The following is a 19,377-nucleotide window of genomic DNA, read 5'->3' as shown; positions in this document are numbered from 1 at the left end:
GAACAACCTCCTAGTAATGGATCTGGCTGGGATCTGTTCTGCGTGCCGGCGACCTCGGCAGCGTGATCGACACCGCCGCCATCGGGTTCCCGACCTGCCGGACCGTGCTGCACAGGACGAGAGGCTCTTGTGCCACCGTCAGGCCCAGGTCGCTGCGAGGTCGCGGGCCGGCTTGTCACCGTGTTGATCGCAGGGTGAGCGGGGTCTCGGATCCGATGCGGGTCAGCTTCTCCGGGTTACGGACGTAGTAGAGGCCGGCGATGCGGGCGTCCTCGACACGGACTGCTATGACGCCGTCGATCTCGCCGTTCACGCGGAGGACGAGTGCCGGGTTGCCGTTGACCAGCGTGTGGTCGCTGGTGAGCACGACGTCGGCCTTGCCGAGGCCGCCGATGATGAAGCGAGCCACCTTCTCGGCACCGGTGATCGGCCGCGGCGCGGCCTGCTTGACGCCGCCGCCGTCGCTGATCAGGACGATTTGCGGGGTGAGCACGTCGAGGAGGCCCTGCAGGTCCCTGGTTTCAAACGCGCGCTGGAACGACTCCAACACCGCCCGGGTCTGGCCCGGGGAGACCGCCTCGCGCGGGCGGCGGGCATCGACGTGCCCTCGGGCGCGGTGGGCGATCTGGCGGACGGCCGCGGGGCTTTTGCCGACGGCGGCCGCGGGGCTTTTGCCGACGGCGGCCGCGATCTCGTCGTGACTGATACCGAAGGCCTCGCGCAGCACGAAGACGGCGCGCTCGGTCGGCGACAGCGTCTCCAGGACGATCATGAGCGCCATCGAGACGCTCTCCGCGAGCTCGACGTCCTCGGCCACGTCCGGCGCGGTGAGCAGCGGCTCCGGCAGCCAGGAGCCGACATAGTCCTCCTTACGGCGACTCATGGTGCGCAGCCGGTCGAGCGAGCGTCTGGTCGTGATTCGGACCAGGTAGGCCCGCTGGTCGCGTACCTGCTCCATGTCGACCTTCATCCACCGCAGCCAGGTCTCCTGCAGGACGTCTTCGGCGTCGACCGCTGATCCGAGCATCTCGTAGGCGACGGTGAAGAGCAGGTTGCGGTGGGCGACGAACACCTCGGTCGCGGCGTCCATCCGGCCGCCGGCGAGCGGTTCGGCTGCGCCCGTCGTCGGCTCGCTGTGCTCGTTCAGTGCCGGCTCCTGCCTGTTCGCCCTCAACTGCGCTCCATGCACAAGACGCCGGCCCGCACCGCTGTGTGACACTCGTGATCGGTGGCGCACGTCACATGACCGCCCTGTCGCAGAAGCCGGGGGTCGCCGGCGCCTCATGGCGTCAGGACGCCGCGCGAACGATCCGCGCGGCCGCACCTTCGTCGAGGCCGCTCTGTCCCGCGGTGACAAGGTGGCCGCGACCGCCCGGAGCACCGAAAGCCTCGACGAGTTGGTCGCCGCCCATGGCGACGCAGTGCTCCCGCTGGAGCGGGACGTGACCGACAAGGCCGCCGTCTTCGAGAGCGTCAAGCGGGCCACGGAGCACGTCGGCCGTCTCGACGTCATCGTGAACAACGCCGGCTACGCCCAGATGGGCGCGATCGAGGAGCTGACCGAACAGCAACTGCGCGACCAGCTGGAGACCAGCGTGTTCGGCGCGGTGTGGGTGATCCAGGCCGCGCTGCCCTACCTGCGTGAGCAGGGCGCAGGGCACATCATCCAGATGTCCTCGGCCGCCGGGCTCATCGCGATGCCGCTCGGCGGCGTGGCTGCGCCTGCAGATCCCCCTTTCCGCGCCCCGCCAGCATGCTGGTGCGCCCGGCAGACGGTGGAATCGACGCTCACATCCCAACCGATCGTCCCTGCCGCGTCCGCCCGGGCCTGTAAGGGCTGGTCGGGTAACGCGGACCCGGCGGCGCGGAAAGAGTTGCTTGCCCTGCTCGTGGCGGCGCACCGGCTGACGTCGACGCCGTGCGTGACAGACGGCTATTACTGTGACGCCACTGGCGAGCACCTACGCGGCTCATTCACCGGGTCCCTGTCGTCCCGTCTCTCCATCACGCCAGGTAGACCCGGCACCTAACCACGCCAGGTGCCCCGTCTACCCCAGCGGACGGCAGCACATGGCTAACCGGCTTTTCGCTCACATTACTGGTACCTGACGACGAGTTTGATGAGCTCATAACTGCTTCCCCGTCCAGCGGTTCCGGGGTTGGCGGTGACGGTCACCGTATTGTTCGCTGCGTCGAAGTCGGTGACAGGGATCCCAGTGATATTCGCCGCTTGCTTGATCGCATCGGGATCCGTCATCCACATGACGTGCCCGGAAAGAACCTGCGTGACATCCGTGTTTGCGAAATGCAGAGTGATGGCCTGGTTGGACAGCTCCTTCGAAGGGATCAGCACCGTGACGGTCTTGTTGCTGACATTGTGTGAGGCCACCGTTTCCGGGGTGCCGGTGGTCGCAACCGAATATCCCATCATCTCCTTAGCCATCCACCTGAATGCCTGACCATGCGGCAAGTCCTGGTAAACCCCATCGCTCACCTCGTTAAGCAAGCCGATTCCCGGCGCGATATCCGGTGCCGGCCAGTAGGACATGGACGTCACTCCGGCCCTGATCATGGCGTGCATGACGATTACCATGTTGTTCACCGAACGCAAGGCTCTCTTGTTGCCCACGGAGTTTGCCTTGGTGGCCGCCCATTCCGAGGCGAAGATCTTCGTCTTGCCGGTTCTCGATTTGATAGCTTCTAGGTTGCGGGGGATGTTTCGGTAATCTGTGGCGGAACCGTCGTCGCCTGCATAGATGTGCAGATCCACACCATCCACGTAGCGCCAGGCGGATGTGGCGTCGAACCCGTTCCTGATCCAGGTGAACTCCCACGGAGCCGTCCAGTCGCCGGTCACGTACACATTGATCGCGGGGTTGGCGGCCTTCATTTCCTGCGCAATGGCCCGTGCAACGGTCACGTATCTGCGGATTTTGTCCTGCCGGTCGCCCCCTCCAGCAGACTGCAGCCACCATTCGTTGCCGATCAACCAGTGCTTCACTGTGCCGCCGTGCGTTTGCACCAGGTTGCCGGCCTGGTTCCTTAGCATGTTCAGATTGGCTGTAGTCGGGTTACTGATATATGGACTCGTTTTGACCACGAATGCTATACTTGCAGCGGCCGCTTTTGCCTGTGCCGCATTCGCGCCAGGCTGTGGTGGGGATTGGCTCCAGCCCGGTGTGGTATTGGTTGCCCAGTCGTAGTGTTCCGATTCCCAGCCACCCGGAAATCGCAACAGCCGGTATCCGAAGCTCTGTAGTTTGGTATTGAAGGCCGGGAACTCGGCGCTGGTGATTCTGCGCCATTCATTGTTCACGCCGTACACCGTCGGCTGGATGGCCACCCTGTTGCCGGGATAAACCCAGACATGCAATGGGGCGTTGGCCGCGGAGGCAGGGACCCCAGAAGGGACGGCAGCCACAAGGCCGACGAGAAAGACGGCGGCGGCACGTACCGAACGCCGGAGAAACTGACGCATGATTCCGCCACCTGCACGAGATCGTGACTCTTGGTAGTCGTCACATGCACACAGTATGATCCACGTGGATGCGCTGCCACGTCCGCCACGGTAAGGAACGTGTCTAGGCATGCGCGGCGGAGCGGCCGGCGTCCGGTGCGGGGTTGGAGGGCGGCAGGGCCGGTCAGCGCCGAGCTCGGGACGGCCGTGTAGATCGCCTGCAACACCCAGTCGGCACGGGCATGGAGGGTCCCACTACGGGAGACGCCTAGGGATGGGACGGCCAGCCCACCGTGGCGGTTGTGCTGGCGAGCGCCCGCGGCTCATTCAGCGGGTCCCTGCTTCCCCGCTTCACCAGCACACCGGCTAGACCCGGCGCCTGGCCACGGCAGGTGCCGCCCGGTCCTATACGCGGTCCTGCATTCGCCGACGATCGTTCGCACCCGCCAGCCCCAAGCAAGGGCGATGTAGCAAAGGATCGGTCACCGCCGAGTTCCGTCAGTGGCGACGTCGCCCCCTGGAGTTGAGCCGCGGGGCCTCAACTGTGCGCGGCGTGGCCCCGCAGTCGGCCGGGTCGGGTGTGATGGTGAAGGCGCTGGTCAAACCAGTTATGTCCAGGACGCGGCGTACCCTGCCGTGTACGTGAGTCAGCTCCAGGGCGCTGCCCGCACTGGTGATCTCGCGTTGGGCCTCCCGTAGGGCGTCTAGCCCGTGAGAGTCGCAGAAGGTCAGTCCCGCCATGTCTATCGTCAGTGGGCGCTGTTCTGCCGCCAGTGCCTCGGCGACGGCGGACAGCAGGCAGGGAGCCGAGCATAGGTCCAGTTCGCCGTCCAACGCTACGACGCTGTGGTCGGCGTGGTGCGTCATCCGCGCCGAGAGGGTCATCACGATCATCCGTCCGGCAGGTCGGCAGTCGCTGCCTTCCACTTTCAGGCTATGCCGTGACCGTGGGTCACCTCTTTGTCGCGTGGTGGCGCAGGACCGCGGCGGTGGGAGCCCGGGACGGATCCCACGGAACGAGGACGTAGACGCCGTCGATCTCGACGTCAGAGTAGTCGCCATCGAGAGGGACAGGATGGCGCACGAGGACGGCCATCAGTGACTACACCTACAGTAACACTGTGTTGCCATTACGGTACGTTCAGTGAAGATTCGCTGTCGGCAGGAAGGGATCCGCATGGCAATCTCCCGGCGTACTGTCCTCGTCTGCGCAGGCGCCCGAGCCGTGATGGCACTCGTTGGGATGGTCTGGCTGATAACCGGGGCGTTCGTGGCCATGCCCGCGGCGGCCAACACCGATGGTCGCATCCGGGTCGATCTGGCGAGGGGCACAGGACCGGCCGTGACCGGCTGGGGTTTCGACATCAAACAGTCGGGCAAGGCGGGGGGCTCGCGACTGATGCGAGCCTAGCGAAGCGGATCTTCGGTGACACCAGCGTCGGTGGGCTCGGGATGTCGGTGCTGCGGATCCCGATCTATGCCACGTCCGATGTGCATCCGCGTGCGGGGAGCGTGAACGACAATGTCACGGGCAAGAGCTACCGCACCGTCGCCCAGGCGGTGACGAACGCCAAGGCGGCCGCCACGCCTCGTCGCGTGCAGGTCTTCTCCAGCCTGAAACTCGACGACGGCGGCGGTCAGAGCTTCGCCGGCTGGACCAAGTCGGCCAACGACGGGGTCGACCCGGAGCGGTACGCCACGCTGCTGCTGGACTACCTGAACTGGATGACCGACCACGGCATCCGGCCCGACGTGCTGGGCGTGGACAACGAGAGCAGATTCAACGAGGGTCGGATCACACCGGAGAAGCACGCCGCGATCGTGCGGTGGCTGCGTGAGAAGATCGCCACGCACAATGGGAACACCCCTGACCCGGCGAAGAAGATCCGTGTGCCACGGTTCATCGCGCCAGAATCCTTCCAGCCGCAGGAATGGTTCCTTGACCGGCTCGCCCAGAACGGCGCCTGGGGCACGGTCGACATCGTCGGCGTGCACTACTACAACACCCTGCGCCGCAACTATGCGGGATACCTGGCCAGTTGGCGCCGTTTCGCCGCGAAGGCGCGGGAACAGGGCAAACCGCTGTGGGACTCAGAGTTCCACTGGGATCGTCTGGACGGCCTTGCCAGCAGCCCGGGAGAGCAGTACCGCATCTCCGTTAGCGGCATGGTTGGCGCGGCCGACCACTTCGACCAGGGCTTCACCGGGATCACCTGGTGGGCGTTCGCCACGGACGGGTCCTACCTGGCGCAGGTGCAGGCAGAGTTGGTGCGATCAACCGCCGGCGCCCGGCCGTATGCCAGCGTGGACGACGGCGACGGCCCAGCCGCTGCCAGCGGCACGCTCACCACCCGCGCGTTTCGCCAGGGCAATGCGATCGTGGTGTGGATCATCAACGACACGGCGGGACAAGACCGCTCCAAGTGGATCCAGCTCGCCGGCGCCCCGGCAGTGTCCAGGCCGCAGTTCGACCGCTGGCAGTACGTAGACGGGCAGCTGAGTCGTGCTCAAGGCACCGGTTCGGTGGTGTCAGCCGACGCGGTCGCCGTGCCGGTGTCACCGCACTCGATCCAGGTGGTGCGGATCTCGGGGGTGTTCTGACCCACGAGTCGGAGGAGTGGGGCTTGGTCGGGCGTCTTCGGGGCCGCACTGGCAGAAAGGGGCCGCGAGGGCGATCGGCGCAGGCGGTGCAGCCACTTGGTAACGGCCGAGAGCGAGGGGCCAGGACGTAGCGGCGCTGCTCATCGGTGACATCGACTGAACTCGTCGCCGGGCTCAAGGTGCCGTCGATTGGGAAGGTCGTCAGGTCCTGCGGCAGGGGCTCGGACCAGGACGTCGGCGGGGCGTCTACCGGACGTTCACTATTAGCGTTCCTATTAGCGTAGGTAGGGCAGTCCCTAGGAAGAGAAACCGTCGTAGAGGTACCATCGGTGCTATGGCTAAGAACGCATCGTTCAGCTTGAGCGAAACCGTGCTCGACCTCATCGCGGCCGGCGCCGAGCGCGAGGGATTGAGCAAGTCCGCATGGATGGAGCGGGCCGCCGTCTACTATGCCGTGGTGAAGGGCGCACCGGCCGACCAGAGCAGTGACGAGCTCCTCGCCGAGGCACTTGCCGATGAGCAGGAAGCCGCCGCCGCCGATGACGAGTTCCACGAGCGAGGCGCAGCGTGATCCAACTCCAGACCGGCGGGGTCTACCTCTACGCCCCCAAGGGCATCGACCGGGAGCGGCTGATGCTCGTCATCTCTGCGCCCGGCGTGGTGGACTCCCGCCGGCGGTTCATCACCGGCCTGACAGTCATGTCCTCTCACGACGGCGACACGCTCACGGTTCCGATCACTGTCGAGGGCGCCCGCCGCTACGTCAACACCACCCAGCCGCAACGGCTGATACGTGACTGGTTCCTGGAGTACCACGGATCCCTGTCCCCCCAGGAGATGGAAGCCGTAAGGGCTTACCGGCGCCTCGCCGAGGATCTGTAACCGGCGACGAAGCGCTGAGAGACTCAACGAGGGACGTCGGCCACAACCGAACCTCCCTGCGGTTTCCGGTTCAATCACCCCAGAGCAGGACCCTACGTCACCAAAGATAACGCTTCGCGATTCTCGCAAATGATCAGTTGTTGAGGTCCGCGGTGCTCGGGTTCCGTGAGTCATTCGCTCAGGTCGCCGTTCGCAGAACTCCTCTTACGACGCAGGCGATCTGCAAGGCGGTTCTGAGACGACCTGCCTGCTCGGACGCTGTAGTTCTCGGGGCCGACATCGAGTGGGCAGGTAGCCGCTTACCAGCTGGTGCTGATCCGTTCGGACCTGTTGATCCCAGCAAAAGACAGGGTGGAGACGATCTGGCCGCGCCACAGGAGCAGGAAGTCGCGATCACCCCACAGCCGCGGCCGGTCGGGTCGCTGGGTCACGTTGGTTCTTCTTCGAGAGTCGGCAATTCTCACCGGAGCTGCATTGGCTCCCCGAACGGATCCCACTTCACTACGACGAGACCGCCATATCGCTCGGCCAGCCTGTGGCGCAGATCCTGGTCAAAGGTGTTCGTTCGACGACAACCCGGTTGACCTTCGCGTCGATCCCCATCCCGAGGGCGCCGGGCTCGTCAAGCAGCCCGTCCCCGTCAAGCACCCGCCTCAGCGCCGCTTGACTGTTGGCGACCCGCCGCACCTGCGGCACGATGTCGTACCTGACCTGTTTCCCCTCGGACCAGTACGCCCCCGAGAGCGCCGGAGCGGCCAGCGCGCGTCCTCGCGCCGTGACGTAAGGGGCGACGAGCCGGTACGGTCCGCCGTGGGCGATGTAAGGGGGAGCGAGGTCGTCCGGATACGCCTCCGCCCGCTGCTCCGCGATTGCCTGCGCCCGATTGAACGGCTCGATGCCCTCGTACGACCGGAGCATCACGGGTGAGACGGGCTCGTAGTACACCTCGACCGCGTCGTCGGTAGCCGGCTGGACGACCACCCGCAGCTCACCGGGCAGGAACAAGGGCGCCGCCGTGATGGTGTAGAGCACGAGCAGCATGAAGATCATCTTTAATCGCATGCGCGCAGAGTGTACGGGAAACCGCACCACCGTACTGAACACCAGACAGATCTGGGCTCGGCTGGGATCCTGCTGATCGTCGGTGGCGATGCGGGTCAGCAGCTCGATCGCCTCCCGCTCGCCGAGCACGTCCAGGGGTAGCACTCGCGCGCCCAGCCGATGCCAGCCCTCGCGCAGCCGGCTGGTCACCAGCACCTGTCCGGTCAGCATCCGCGCCAGCAGCGGGGCCACATCGGCCGGCTCGACGACGTCGTCGAGCACCACCAGCCAACCCTCATGAGCAGCCAGCCAGTTGGCCGGCCCGGTGCGCCAATGCCTCCAACGGCAACGCCGTGGCCAACTCCGGCTGCAGCGCCAACGCCAGTGCGGCCAGGCCCGCCTGCACCGAGGCGGCGGAATCAGCGGTGATCCACCACACCGGATTGAGCCTGCCGCCATCGCGCCGTACAGCCTGCGCCCGCGCGTAGCGGGCGGCCAGCGTGGACTTGCCGACGCCGCCCAGCCCGTGCACCGCGGCCACCACTACCTCGCCCTCGTCGCGCAGCACCGCCTCCATCGCGGCCAGCTCATCGTCGCGCCCGACGAACACACCAGTGTGCCCAGGCACGGTAACCATGCGTGGCGGCGCGGCCACCTCGGTGACCGAGCGCAGCGCCGCATCCGGCAGCACCACCTCGGTGATCATCTGATCGTGCCCGGCCTGATAGGCCCGGCCGTGCCCAACAGCCGTGGCCTGCATCCGCGTCGGCGGCTGCTGGTGCCCGGGATCGCTCGATGCCGGAGGGATGCTCACTTCTCGTTGATGGTCTGGTCGCGGCCTGCCTGATAGACGCGGCCGCGTCCGCTGGCGGTCGCCTTCATCATCAGCGAACCGACACGCGCTTGGTCGGCCGGCTCCAGCGCCGGGGTGAGGACCTCGTCCACCACCCGCTTAATCTCGTGTGCCAGGGACGGGTCGGCGCGCAGCAACTGCTGCAGCCGAAGCTGCCAGGAGCCGACCAGGGCCTGTTCGGTGTCGGCGTCGCCATCCCGCCGGGCCTCGAGCACCTGCTCGCGCACCTCGACCAGCTCCGCGTCGACGACGTCGACCTGCTCGGGGCGGGCTTTACGCCATAACGCGACCACGCCATCGCGAGCCGACTGCCAGGCGTCGGTGACCATCGCCGTCACCAGCTCGGTACCCGCGGCCACAACGATCGGATCCATGGCGGTCCCTCTCCCGGCCGACGCACGGCCTCGGGGCCCACGTTGGCCAAGCGCAGATAAGCATCGCCAGTCGCTCGGCAGCACGATCACCAGCGGCGGACCAGCGGTTCACCGGAACATCGCGGACGATCTAAGACTCGTTACCGCTGATAAGAGCGCACTATCTGCGATAGCTGACCCAGTTCTCAAGGGCACGTGCCCTTCAGGAGGGGGCGCCAGGCCCACCTCGAAGGGGGACTCGATTGCGTCGCGTGCCCCCCGGTGCAGATCCTTGGCGTTGAACGCCGAGCTCGGTGCCCCGCCCCGGGGCGCCCACGCTGAAAGGTTGTGCATGCACGAACCCTCGCGCGCCTGCGCGTAGGCAGCCGTGGCACTTACGCGGAAGGGCTCAATGAAGTGGCGTCCCGTGTCACATTCCAGGAGGCTGCGTCGTCAGACTACTGAGACAGCAGAGACCGTCGCCAGGCGAGCTGGTTGCGGTCAGATTCCTTGAACGGAGGATGCGATGACTTCACCTACCACGATTCGCATGAAGAGCATGCTATTAGCAGCCCTCGTCGCAGCGGCGACGGTCGTCGCCATCGCTCCTGGCGTGGCGCACGCGGATCCACCACCAAGCGGGTGCAAAAGCGGGATCAGCCGCAGTGAGCCATCCACCTGGGCCGGGTGCACGACCGGATCGGGATATGTGCGGGCCGTCGCAACCTGCGCCAATAAGTCTGACAAAACAACAAGTTTGGGCCGCTGGGTGTCAGTTGGTCTTTACTCCTGGGCCTTCTGCCCTGCCAGCCACCCCACGCCTGTAGCCCATGCATACAAGATCAAAACATACTAATGAACAGATTCCGGCTCTACCTCGGGTGCCACCGGAATGCCCAGGAATCGTCGTCAAGTTCCCCTCTGCTCAAGGCTGCCGCCCGCCTGCTTCTGAATGACGCCCGCGAACGGCCAACCCTGCGCGAGGCAGCCCATGAACTCATCACCACTTTGTGATCTGGCCCACGAGCGCACACCTTCACGCAAATGCTCTTTGGTTGCGGGCGGCCCCGGGTGGTGATCAGCGGGTCGTTAGCATGCCGGGAGTGGGGAGAGGGGTCTGGCCTTTCCTGGAGGAACGTCAGGCCCCTCCACCAAGCTCTGGATTCTTGGGTTCGGCCTCGTGAACCGGTAGTTTGGGGTGCCGGTAACGCCCATGCCATCGGGCGCACTATCTGACCAACGTGATGGCAGAGCACATGGGGTTCTATGTGATCTCTACCAAGCGGCAGTACATTCGCCCGATCGTGGAGGAACGGCTCCTTGAAGAGGTGCGGGCCGAGCTCGGCTACAACCTGGAGGCGCACGAGGGCTCTGTACAGGCCATGGTGAAGCATTTCACCACAACCCTTCAGGGGGTCGCGGCCCGTACTGCCGGACCGCTGGGCACAGGTGGCTCCCTACATCGAAGACACCTGCAGGCAACTGCGATCTTCGTCGTTGAAGTGGGCCGGCAGGGAAGAGCTGACAAGCGATCTTGCCGAAATCGCTTCCCGGGTACTCGGGGAGGACGCCAGGTGGCGCACCGTGTAGGCCCAGGTCCATGGCTAGCCTAATACTCCAGCCGTAGATCGTGATCTTCGTGGTCGTGGAGTGGCGTGGAACAATGGCGCCAGCGAGCCGGGGGTGTTCCTGCCGAACAGCGCCGGTCACGGACACCCGTCTGCGAACGTGTTATCAGGTTCCAACGCCGCTTGATGGTTGCATTGCCGGGCGGAGGAAGGTCCGGTCGAAGCGGCGGATGCAGCGGGTCTTCGTGCTCAGCTGCCAGAGCTGCTGAGCATCCGGATCTTGCCGGATGGCAGCACGGTAGTCCTCGTAGGCAGCCAGGCTGGGGAAGGAGAACAAGGCGTAGGCGATGTCGTTGGCTCCTTCGTGCGGCAAGAAGCAACCGTGATGCGTGCCGCCGAAGCGGGTGACGATCGGGATCCATCCCGTCACGTACGTCTCGAACGCTGCAGTCTGGCTGGGGTCGATTTCGTAGCGCAGATGACAAGTGATCATATGAATATTCTTCCTGGCTCGGTGAGGTGCCCAGTTCGGTTCGAGCGCTGAGCGCCTCGGCGGCGGGCTGGCCGAGATGCGGGCTTCATGATTGGAGGGCGGCCTGGCGGTGGTAGTGGCTTGCGCGGGCACGGGCTTGGTGACGCCGTCGCCAGCGGGACCAGTGCAAGACGAACGCGATGCTGCGGATAGGTCCGCTAGTCAGGCGCGTGAACAGGCGCTGGGCTTCGGGCAAGGTCATCGGCACGAGGTCGGGCTGGGCGTTGTGGTCGCTGCGTTCGCGGGCGGTCACTGCGGCCAGGAAGGCGTGGGCAAGCAGGACCAGGGTGGTCCACCGATACCATGACGTCCAGGTGCGGACCTGGTGTTGGTCCAGTCCGGTCAGGCCGTTGCCGGTCTGAAACGACTCCTCGATGCGCCAGCGCGTGCCGGCCACCTTGACCAGGACCGGCAGCGGCACCGGACCGGGCGCATAACAGCGGTAGAAGGCCAGCTCGCCGGTGCGGTGGTGGCGGCGGATCAGCAGCCAGCGGCGGCCCGGCTGCTCGGAGGCGATGGTGATGAGCGCCCAGTCGTAGTAACGCTGTCCCTTGGCTCCGGCTCCGACCGACAGCCGTTGCCAGGCGGTCTTGGGCAGCCGGGCGGCGATCTCGTCGGCGCGCCGGGTTCCGGCCGCGGTGGTGATGCGATGGTTGGATGCCACCGCCATGGCGTAGCTGACCTGGCCTGTTTCCAGCACGGTGCGCAGCGGGGTGCTGGAGCCGTAGACCTCATCACCGGTCACCCAGCCGCGGATCCCCGTGGCCAGTGCGCGGCCGATCATCTGTGCGGCCAGCTCGGGCTTGGTCGCGAATCGCCGCTCGGCGGGTACCTTGGCCCGCTCACGCCGCACCTGATCACCTGACCAGCTCTCGGGCAGATACAGCTCCCGGTCGATCAACGCGTGCCCCGCTGCGGTGACGTAGGTCAGGAACACGCCGACCTGGCTGTTTTCGATACGCCCGGCGGTTCCGGTGTATTGGCGCTGCACCGCGACCGTCGCGTTGCCCTTCTTCAGATCACCGGTCTCGTCGATTACCAGCACCACGTCGGCCTCGCCGAGCTGTTCCACGACGTAGTCGCGGATGTCGTCGCGTACCGCGTCGGCGTCCCAGCGGGCCCGGGCCAGCAGGTGCTGCATGCCATCGGGGGTCAGGTCTCCGGCGTGTTCGGCCAGTGTCCAGCAGTTCTTGCGCGGTAGTTCGGACAGCAGCCCGGCGACGAACGCCGCTGCCCGTCGGCGCGGCTCGACGCGGGCGAACCGGCCAGCGATCCTGGCCATCAGCTCGTCCAGCATCGCGCTCCACCGGCCAGGCGTTACGCTATGGCTCGCGGCCACCGTTCGATCTTCGTTTGTCCTCACAAACACACGATGATCACGCGGTGGCCGTACGCATTCTCATCCGACCCAGTGCAAGATCACGATCTATGGCTGGAGTACTAAGCAGCTCGTTCGCTACCGTCGCATCATGGGCTTACCAAACAAGGCGACAGTGGTATACCTGATTGAAGATCATGATAAATGCCCAGGTGGAAGGCGCGTTATAAGCTGGCGGGGAGATGCCTGGTCAAACTGGCCGAGTACGAAAACCGGCCGGAAGCGCGACTTTCGTCGGGCGTCAACGTGAGATGTCCGATGTGCGGCACTTGATGCCGAGAACGCGGCTGCTGACGCTGACCGGTCCGGGAGGGGTCGGCAAGACCCGGCTGGCGTTGCACGCCGCCCACGCGTTGCGGTCGCGCTTTCGCGACGGGGTGGCGGTCGTAGAAGTGCATCCACTCACGCATGACGATCTGCTCGCCCCAGCGGTGGCCGCCGCGCTGGGAGCGCGGGACCTCCACCGGCCGGTACGGCCGCAGCTGGCAGAGCACCTGGCCGACAAGCGGATGCTGCTCGTGCTGGACGGCTGCGAACATCTGGTGCAGGCGTGCGCGGAGTTGACGCAGTGGCTGCTGGGCACGGCTCCCCGCGTGCGCGTCATGACGACCAGCCGGCACCGTCTGGGCGTGATCGGCGAGCAGGTGCTGGAGATCGGACCGCTGCCGTACGCCGACCAGCACGCCCCGGTACGCGAGATCGCCCGCAGTGACGCGGTACGGCTGCTGATTGAGCGGGCTGTCACCGCCCAGGTCGGCTTGAGGGTCGATGCCGCCACGATTCCGGTACTCGCCCGCATCTGCCGGCGGCTGGACGGCATCCCGCTGGCCATCGAGCTGGCCGCGGCGCGATTGCGCGCTTGCCCCCTGGAGCAGCTCGAGCGGGAGCTGGAGGACGACGGCACCGGCCTGGCCGGCCACAGCTCATCGCCGTCCGCCGACTTCCACGACAGTCTGCGTGCCACCATCGACTGGAGCTACCGGCTGTGCTCACCTGCCGAACGACGGCTTTGGGGGCGTCTTTCGCTCTTCCCAGGTGGCGTCGATCTGGAGACGGCCGAGGAGGTGTGCTCCGGTGCCGGCATCGCCGTCGAGGATATCGTCGACGTGATCGCCGCCTTGGTCGACCATTCGATCCTGTCAGCTCGGCCGTCGGCGACAGGCATGCGCTACTGGTTGCTGGACACCCTGCGCGCCTACGGGGGTCAATGCCTGACCTCCCACGATGAAGAGTTGCTGCGGGAGCGGTACTGCGCTCACTACCGGTCCCTGGCCGAACGGCAGTCGATCGACCGGCTCAGCCCCGACCAGCTCGAGAGCTTCCGCATCCTGCAGATCGAGTTGCCCAACGTGCGCACCGCTCTGAAGTTCTTCTATAGCAGTCCTGCCTCGGCTGAAGGCGGCCTGAACATGGCCGCCCGGCTTGGAGCCTTCTGGCTGCTGGCCGGGGCTTTGACCGAGGGCAGGCATTGGCTGGATCATGGCCTCGACCTCGTACCAGCGCGGACCCGGACGCGTATCACCGCACTGTGGGTTGACGCCCTGCTGGCGATCTACCAGCGAGATCCCGCTGCGGCCACGGCATGGCTTGGCCAGTGTCATGTCTTGGCCGAGGAGCTCGAAGATGAGACAGGCCGGACATACGCCGCCATGACGGACGGCATCGCCGAGCTGGCGGCCGGCAACACCGGACATGGCCTGGCCTTGATGGAGGCGGCACGCGCACGCCAGCGGGCGGCCGGCGATCTCGACGCGGTTGGCCTCAACCTCTATCTGGCCGCGACGTTCTGCGCCGCCGACGATCCCGATACCGCCGAGGCACTCGGCCGTGAGCTGCTGGCGTTGTGCGAGGTCCACGGCGCGCCTTTGTTCCGCGCGTACGCGCTGTTCCTCATCGGCGTCGCGGCCTGGAAACACGGAGACTCCCGCCAGACCGAGAGACTAGTCCAGCAGGCCACCGCGCCATGGATGGCCGTCAACGACCACTGGGGGCTGGCCAAGGCGTTGGAGGTGCTGGCTTGGACCGCCGAAGCCCGCCATGCCCACGAGCGCGCCGCCCGCCTGCTGGGCGCCGCCGAGGCACTGTGGCAAGAGATCGGCTTCGCCCCGACCCTGCTGCCCTACCACACCCACTCCCACCAGGACTGTGAGCGCGGCGCCCGCCAAGCGCTCGGACAACGGGCGTTCGCCGCCGCCTTCCGCCGCGGAGCCGAACTCGATCTCCACACCGCGGTGGCATATGCGATCAGCAACGACGATCGCCAATGAACGCCGAGCCTGGCCGTGACGTTCCGGGATCCCGGCCAGGACGCCTCGACATGCAGCCCGATGTCCTCATCGACCACCACCCACGACACCGACTCGTCGGCGGCCACCGCCCGCTCAGGCCGGTAGAACCGAGGCAGTGCACCTGACATGGCTGACATGCCTGAAGACCCCTAGATATCTGGTCAGGCAAGTACACGCCAACCTTACTTGCCTGACTACTAAGGTCACCCAAGATAACGCGAAGGCCTGGGGTACCATCCGGCCCCCGTTCTGGTGGAAGAAGAGGCGGCACGGAGCAAGGCACTCGCCGGTGACGTCGATCGCACAGACCGCATACGCTATCCGCCCTGGCGGGGGTCGTCGTGCCGGTCGAGGCCGTCATGGTAGCCCTGCTGCCTGGCCTCGGTCAGCGCACGACTGTGGTAGCGCCGGCCGGCCCGCAGGAGCAGGAACAAGCCCACGATGACCACCAGCATCCCTATGGCCTCGCGAAGCGGCAACACTGTGATGGACGCCTCCCGCGTGATGGTCTTCCCGTTTCCGTCGACACGCTGATCGAGGCGCGGCACAGGCACAACAGGGGCGGGTCGGTCCATTCGGCGGTGACGACGCGGGTGGAGGTGCCAAGCACGGTGAAGTCGGGGAACGCCAGTTTCTTCTCGCCCACCTGAGTGACCAGGCCGTGGGGGCGCACGTAGTCCTGGTGCACGTTGCCCCGGTTGTGCACGGGAAGGGACAAGACGACCGGCCCGCCCGAGGTGATCTTGGGGGCCTGGAGGTCTCCGAGGTCGATGTCGCGGGTCACGGTTCCGGGCACGGAGATGAGCAGCTTGGCGGCGATGGACCGCTCCAGCAGGACGTTCTCGGCCGCCTGCACCGGCGGGGCCTTGAACAGCAGCCCGACGTAGCGCTCACCCGGTTCCGGGCGGTCGGGGGACGGTGATCTGCACGCGGACTTTGCGGGTGCGGCCGGGCTCCAGTGTGAAGTGCTGGGGCCGCGTTTGCACCCAGGAGGCCGCCGACCATGATCCGGCCGGGTGGAAGGTGAGGGTGCCGTCAGAGTCTTGGGTGAACTCGGCCGCGCCCATCTCGATGGACGCCGCGGCGCTGCCCCCGTTCTTGATGTGCACGACCGCATTCTTGAGAGGTGGACAACCCGTGTGGCCATACCCCTGATTGGCGGCTGGGGCCGTCGAGATAGACTCCAAATAGTAGGTCACCCATAGTAATGATTCAAGTGCTGATCGCAAGTAGTGCGGCCCACAGATGGGGATGGGTAGCCGAGGAATCACACAGGATGGTGACGAGAGCGGCTCCCGCCATGGCCGCCCCTCGGCTGTGGTGTGGCGAGGGCGCGGCTTAATGGCCAGACAGCTCCGGATCTGCGCACGGTCCGCGGACTCGCCGCGCTCGGCCGGGGTTTGCCGGCCCGTAGCCCATCACGGCCGGGCCTGCAAGCACAGCTCGAACCAGATGACGCCGTCCTGGGTGCCCCAGCAGCAGGCCAGCCGCTCCAGCAGCGCGTGCACGCGTCGAGCCGGCTGCGCCGGCGCGGCGCCGGCCTGGTGTGCACGTCCGATCTCGCAGCGCAGCAGCCCATCCTCGGCCCACAGCGTGAGCCGGATCCTGTCGGCGCTGTGCCGCAGGGCGTCGGCGATCAGCTCCCCGGCCAGCAGCGCGGCAGGTTCGGCTGGCGCATGCAGGCGCCAAGCCGAAAGCCGGGCGGTGACCATCCGACGCGCGGCAGGCACGGCCGAGGGCCGCGCTGACAGCGTCCAAGCCGCCGTCCGCTCCTGGCCCAACCATCCCGCACGAACGGCCAGGTCATGTCCCATAGCCAGCAGCCCGTTCCAGGACCGGAGCCGCCAGGCAGGCGGAGGCGGCGGCAGGCCGCCCGACGTTGGTTGCATCTCACACATGACTCCCACGTTGACCCTTCCCCCGATGGCGTGAGCAGACCTCCAGCCTGTGCGCCACATCACACCGGACGACATGGGACAAATCCCCAGATAGCTACGTAGATGGGACTGCGTACCTAGCGCACGCGCGCAACTGACGAGGTCGTTAGTGATCGGCCATTCCAGCCGGAACCCGCCCGACCTCTTGGCCCAGCCCCTTACGCTTGGCCCATGACCTCCCTTGATGAGCTGAAGCTGACCTCAGAGGATCTGGAGCTGCTGGTTTCTCTATCTGCATCATCAAGCTCATGTGATAGGGGGAGGCGGTGGACGCCACCGCGGCGCAAACGCGAGACTTGCTCGCTCAAGAGATCATGACCAACGCGGGTGACCTGACTGAGGTCACCTTCTGGCTGATCCTGGCGGATATGAGCGTCCCCTGCCCCGGTCCACTCCTATCCCGCGCCGCCGGCCATTGTTCACAGCGACGAGCCGGTGGAAGTCAAGATTGAGATGCACCGACACCTCGACGGCGGTTACGGCTCGGAGACCGCTTCACCCCGCTGCTGACCGTCTTGGCCCTCTACAGCGAAGCCGCTCGAATCCTCACCCTCTCTGCCGACGACCCGTCCAAGCATGGCGAAGGTGGCCCTGAACGCTCCCTGACAGACGAATTTAAGCCGGATAGGGCCGCGTACGGCCGGAAGGGGCAGCGGGTCGTATCGAGCACCACGGCCTGGAAAGAACGTGGTGATGATCGTTATCTCGCCGGGCTTACCCCGTCATGGTCGAGCCGGAAACCGCCCCCTGATCTACGTCACGAGCTGATCGGGCAGAGAGCGTCGGCGATGTTGATGATCTCGGGCAGCGCATACCGTTCCCGCAGGTTCTCTAGCGCCTCCCAGTGCGCCATGGGCGGCTTCTCTCCGGTGGTGATCGTGGTGGTCACGTCACGCACGCGGACGATCAGCGAGTGAGCGAGCGCGAGCGTCTGCGTGTAGCTGCCCGCGTAGGGCAGCGCCACCTCGCCGGCCTCGGTGACCACGGCGATCTGCTGCTCGACCAGCCAGCGCGCGAACGGAGATTCCGCGGGCCGGATCACCACGTGGCTGTAGGCCCCGCTGTGCCCGAGCAGTGCAGCGGAGGGCTCGGCCTGCGCCGCCTCGAAATAGGCGACCAGCAACGCTTTCTCGAACCGCTCGAACATCATGATCAGGACTCTGCTCGTGGCCGAGTCACCGCTATCCAAGGTGCCGGTCAAGGCAGCCAACAAGGGGACTTCCCCCGCCGGCGCCATCGTGAGCAAATTCCTGCTCCGCTGGCAACGTGATACACATGCCCAGCCAGTGACCTGCGGACATACTGGCGAACACCGATCGGGGCTGCTCAGTCGAGCACCGCGAGGTGGTCGGCGGCGCCCCCGTGCCACTCGATCATGAAAAGGGTGGCGTCGTCGCTGGTGCGCCCGCCCCGTTCCCCCTTCAGCGTGTGCGAGAGCCGGCGCAGATCCGCCCGCACCCCCTCGACGGCTCATCCCCCAGACGGTTGACGCAGCGGATGAGACGTTCCTCACCGAACGGCTCCCCGCCGGCCACGTGTCGCTCCTCGACGATGCCATCGGTGTACGGGGTTGAGGAACCCAGGAACAGCCATTGGCGGTGAGAATGATCTTGAGCGAAGAGTGATGCCCAACGCCGGTGTGTGATTGCTTGGGGCGGGGCGATGATCCTGCGTTCTACGTGGAGGTTTCTGGCCCGTGGATGATGCGGTGGATGGTGGAGCGTCCGACGCTGTACTCGGTGGCCAGGTCGGCCAGGGACATCTCGCCCTCGGCGTATCGGCGGCGGATGGAACGTCGGGCGGATTCGGGCAGCTTGGGTTGTTTGCCCTTGAGCTTGCCGTTCTTCTTGGCCAGGGCCATGCCCCTCGCGGGTGCGCATGTGCCCGAGATTGGCCTCGAACTCGGCGACCATGGCCAGGGTCTGCAGGAACAGCCGCCCGAACGGGTCGTTCCAGTCGTAGACCGAGCCGCCGAGTCCGAACAGGACGCCGCGTCCGGACAGGTCGGTGAGGATCTCGTTGGCCTCGGCCATGTTGCGGGCGAACCGATCGAACTTGGTCACGGTGAACACCGGCCCGTTCCAGACGGCGGCGAGGGCCTGGTCGAGGCCGGCGCGGTTGCGACGGGTGGTGCCGGAGAAGCCGCGGTCGATGTAGATGCGGTCTTCGGGGACGCCGAGGGTCAGGAGTTGCTCGGTCTGGATCACGACGTCTTGCTCGTCGGTCGAGCAGCGGGCGTAGCCGACGCGAGTTCCGTTCACGCGCTCGAGTGTTCCGGATGGGGGGCCTTCACCGGAACAGTTCGCGGAACACCTATACGGAACACCCTGACCTGGGGCGGTTGTCCGGGCGGCTGGTGTTCCGGTGGGGGATCTCCTTACGGAACATTAGTTCAACCACAGGCAGGGACGAGGGCTGCCCGGTTTCAGGCGCCAGATCTCCTCCGGGAAGCGCATCTTTTTGGGATCATCAACACCAACCGGCGAA

At 66.2% G+C, this 19,377-nt stretch carries 22 protein-coding genes; 6 read left to right on the top strand and 16 right to left on the bottom strand.

Annotated features, from left to right (window positions below; translation table 11 throughout):
• Positions 1-175 precede the first annotated feature (175 nt).
• Positions 176-1,090: an RNA polymerase sigma-70 factor gene (locus EDD27_RS22540; protein WP_127940874.1), complete on the bottom strand. Its 915-nt coding sequence runs from the start codon at positions 1,088-1,090 to the stop codon at positions 176-178.
• On the opposite strand from EDD27_RS22540, the gene EDD27_RS57870 reads away from it, so the two are divergent.
• A complete protein-coding gene (locus EDD27_RS57870) occupies positions 1,041-2,030 on the top strand; it encodes an SDR family NAD(P)-dependent oxidoreductase (RefSeq protein ID WP_421915647.1) in 990 nt (329 codons plus the stop codon). The two genes, EDD27_RS22540 and EDD27_RS57870, sit on opposite strands and share 50 nt — an antisense overlap.
• Before the next feature lie 65 nt (positions 2,031-2,095).
• Here the strand turns inward: EDD27_RS57870 and EDD27_RS22525 are convergent, their stop codons facing one another.
• A complete protein-coding gene (locus tag EDD27_RS22525; protein WP_127934134.1) occupies positions 2,096-3,478 on the bottom strand; it encodes a hypothetical protein in 1,383 nt (460 codons plus the stop codon).
• 477 nt (positions 3,479-3,955) lie between these two features.
• Positions 3,956-4,342 carry an STAS domain-containing protein gene (locus EDD27_RS22520; protein WP_164903754.1) on the bottom strand — a complete coding sequence of 129 codons (387 nt, stop codon included), beginning with the start codon at positions 4,340-4,342 and terminating at the stop codon, positions 3,956-3,958.
• A 358-nt stretch (positions 4,343-4,700) separates the two neighbouring features.
• Here EDD27_RS22520 and EDD27_RS54515 point away from each other — a divergent pair, with 358 nt between their 5' ends.
• The 4 genes from EDD27_RS54515 (at position 4,701) to EDD27_RS22505 (ending at position 6,940) form a co-directional block, all read left to right on the top strand.
• Positions 4,701-4,868: a hypothetical protein gene (locus EDD27_RS54515; RefSeq protein WP_164903753.1), complete on the top strand. Its 168-nt coding sequence runs from the start codon at positions 4,701-4,703 to the stop codon at positions 4,866-4,868.
• A 101-nt stretch (positions 4,869-4,969) separates the two neighbouring features.
• Positions 4,970-6,058 carry a hypothetical protein gene (locus EDD27_RS22515; RefSeq protein WP_127934132.1) on the top strand — a complete coding sequence of 363 codons (1,089 nt, stop codon included), beginning with the start codon at positions 4,970-4,972 and terminating at the stop codon, positions 6,056-6,058.
• 334 nt (positions 6,059-6,392) lie between these two features.
• Positions 6,393-6,629: a hypothetical protein gene (locus EDD27_RS22510; protein WP_127934131.1), complete on the top strand. Its 237-nt coding sequence runs from the start codon at positions 6,393-6,395 to the stop codon at positions 6,627-6,629.
• Complete coding sequence (locus EDD27_RS22505) at positions 6,626-6,940, top strand: hypothetical protein (protein WP_127934130.1); 315 nt, start codon at positions 6,626-6,628, stop codon at positions 6,938-6,940. Before EDD27_RS22510 ends, EDD27_RS22505 begins: the two co-directional genes overlap by 4 nt.
• Before the next feature lie 299 nt (positions 6,941-7,239).
• On the opposite strand, the gene EDD27_RS57865 is transcribed toward EDD27_RS22505, so the two are convergent.
• The 6 genes from EDD27_RS57865 to EDD27_RS22480 form a co-directional block, all read right to left on the bottom strand.
• A complete protein-coding gene (locus EDD27_RS57865) occupies positions 7,240-7,371 on the bottom strand; it encodes a hypothetical protein (RefSeq protein ID WP_277750744.1) in 132 nt (43 codons plus the stop codon).
• Positions 7,372-7,441: 70 nt separating this feature from the next.
• Complete coding sequence (locus EDD27_RS22500; RefSeq protein ID WP_127934129.1) at positions 7,442-8,266, bottom strand: hypothetical protein; 825 nt, start codon at positions 8,264-8,266, stop codon at positions 7,442-7,444.
• Positions 8,267-8,276: 10 nt separating this feature from the next.
• The gene (locus EDD27_RS22495) at positions 8,277-8,795 is read right to left on the bottom strand and encodes an ATP-binding protein (RefSeq protein ID WP_127934128.1); all 519 of its coding nucleotides are present in this window, start codon (positions 8,793-8,795) and stop codon (positions 8,277-8,279) included.
• The gene (locus EDD27_RS22490; RefSeq protein ID WP_127934127.1) at positions 8,792-9,208 is read right to left on the bottom strand and encodes a hypothetical protein; all 417 of its coding nucleotides are present in this window, start codon (positions 9,206-9,208) and stop codon (positions 8,792-8,794) included. The genes EDD27_RS22495 and EDD27_RS22490 overlap by 4 nt, the downstream gene beginning before the upstream one ends.
• 1,713 nt (positions 9,209-10,921) lie before the next feature.
• A complete protein-coding gene (locus tag EDD27_RS22485; protein WP_127934126.1) occupies positions 10,922-11,248 on the bottom strand; it encodes an NIPSNAP family protein in 327 nt (108 codons plus the stop codon).
• A gap of 85 nt (positions 11,249-11,333) precedes the next feature.
• Positions 11,334-12,569, bottom strand: a complete 1,236-nt coding sequence (locus EDD27_RS22480; RefSeq protein ID WP_127940873.1) for an IS701 family transposase — start codon at positions 12,567-12,569, stop codon at positions 11,334-11,336.
• Positions 12,570-12,937: 368 nt separating this feature from the next.
• Between EDD27_RS22480 and EDD27_RS22475 the strand changes: the two genes are divergently transcribed.
• The gene (locus EDD27_RS22475; RefSeq protein ID WP_164903752.1) at positions 12,938-14,932 is read left to right on the top strand and encodes an ATP-binding protein; all 1,995 of its coding nucleotides are present in this window, start codon (positions 12,938-12,940) and stop codon (positions 14,930-14,932) included.
• A 338-nt stretch (positions 14,933-15,270) separates the two neighbouring features.
• Here EDD27_RS22475 and EDD27_RS54510 read toward each other — a convergent pair whose 3' ends face one another.
• The 7 genes from EDD27_RS54510 to EDD27_RS22445 form a co-directional block, all read right to left on the bottom strand.
• Entirely contained in the window at positions 15,271-15,408 is a 138-nt protein-coding gene (locus tag EDD27_RS54510) for a hypothetical protein (protein WP_164903751.1), read from the bottom strand.
• Positions 15,409-15,410: 2 nt separating this feature from the next.
• A complete protein-coding gene (locus EDD27_RS22470) occupies positions 15,411-15,809 on the bottom strand; it encodes a hypothetical protein (protein ID WP_127934124.1) in 399 nt (132 codons plus the stop codon).
• 34 nt (positions 15,810-15,843) lie between these two features.
• Positions 15,844-16,062: a hypothetical protein gene (locus tag EDD27_RS22465; protein ID WP_127934123.1), complete on the bottom strand. Its 219-nt coding sequence runs from the start codon at positions 16,060-16,062 to the stop codon at positions 15,844-15,846.
• A gap of 309 nt (positions 16,063-16,371) precedes the next feature.
• A complete protein-coding gene (locus tag EDD27_RS22460; RefSeq protein WP_127934122.1) occupies positions 16,372-16,842 on the bottom strand; it encodes a hypothetical protein in 471 nt (156 codons plus the stop codon).
• A gap of 805 nt (positions 16,843-17,647) precedes the next feature.
• Positions 17,648-18,040 carry a hypothetical protein gene (locus EDD27_RS22455; RefSeq protein WP_127934121.1) on the bottom strand — a complete coding sequence of 131 codons (393 nt, stop codon included), beginning with the start codon at positions 18,038-18,040 and terminating at the stop codon, positions 17,648-17,650.
• A 176-nt stretch (positions 18,041-18,216) separates the two neighbouring features.
• Positions 18,217-18,348, bottom strand: coding sequence for a hypothetical protein (locus tag EDD27_RS57860; protein ID WP_277750743.1), 132 nt, complete (start codon positions 18,346-18,348; stop codon positions 18,217-18,219).
• Positions 18,312-19,151, bottom strand: coding sequence for a recombinase family protein (locus EDD27_RS22445; protein ID WP_206641605.1), 840 nt, complete (start codon positions 19,149-19,151; stop codon positions 18,312-18,314). Before EDD27_RS22445 ends, EDD27_RS57860 begins: the two co-directional genes overlap by 37 nt.
• Positions 19,152-19,377 lie beyond the last annotated feature (226 nt).

Source organism: Nonomuraea polychroma, assembly GCF_004011505.1.
GTDB lineage: Bacteria > Actinomycetota > Actinomycetes > Streptosporangiales > Streptosporangiaceae > Nonomuraea > Nonomuraea polychroma.
This window is presented reverse-complemented; position numbering and strand designations above follow the sequence as displayed.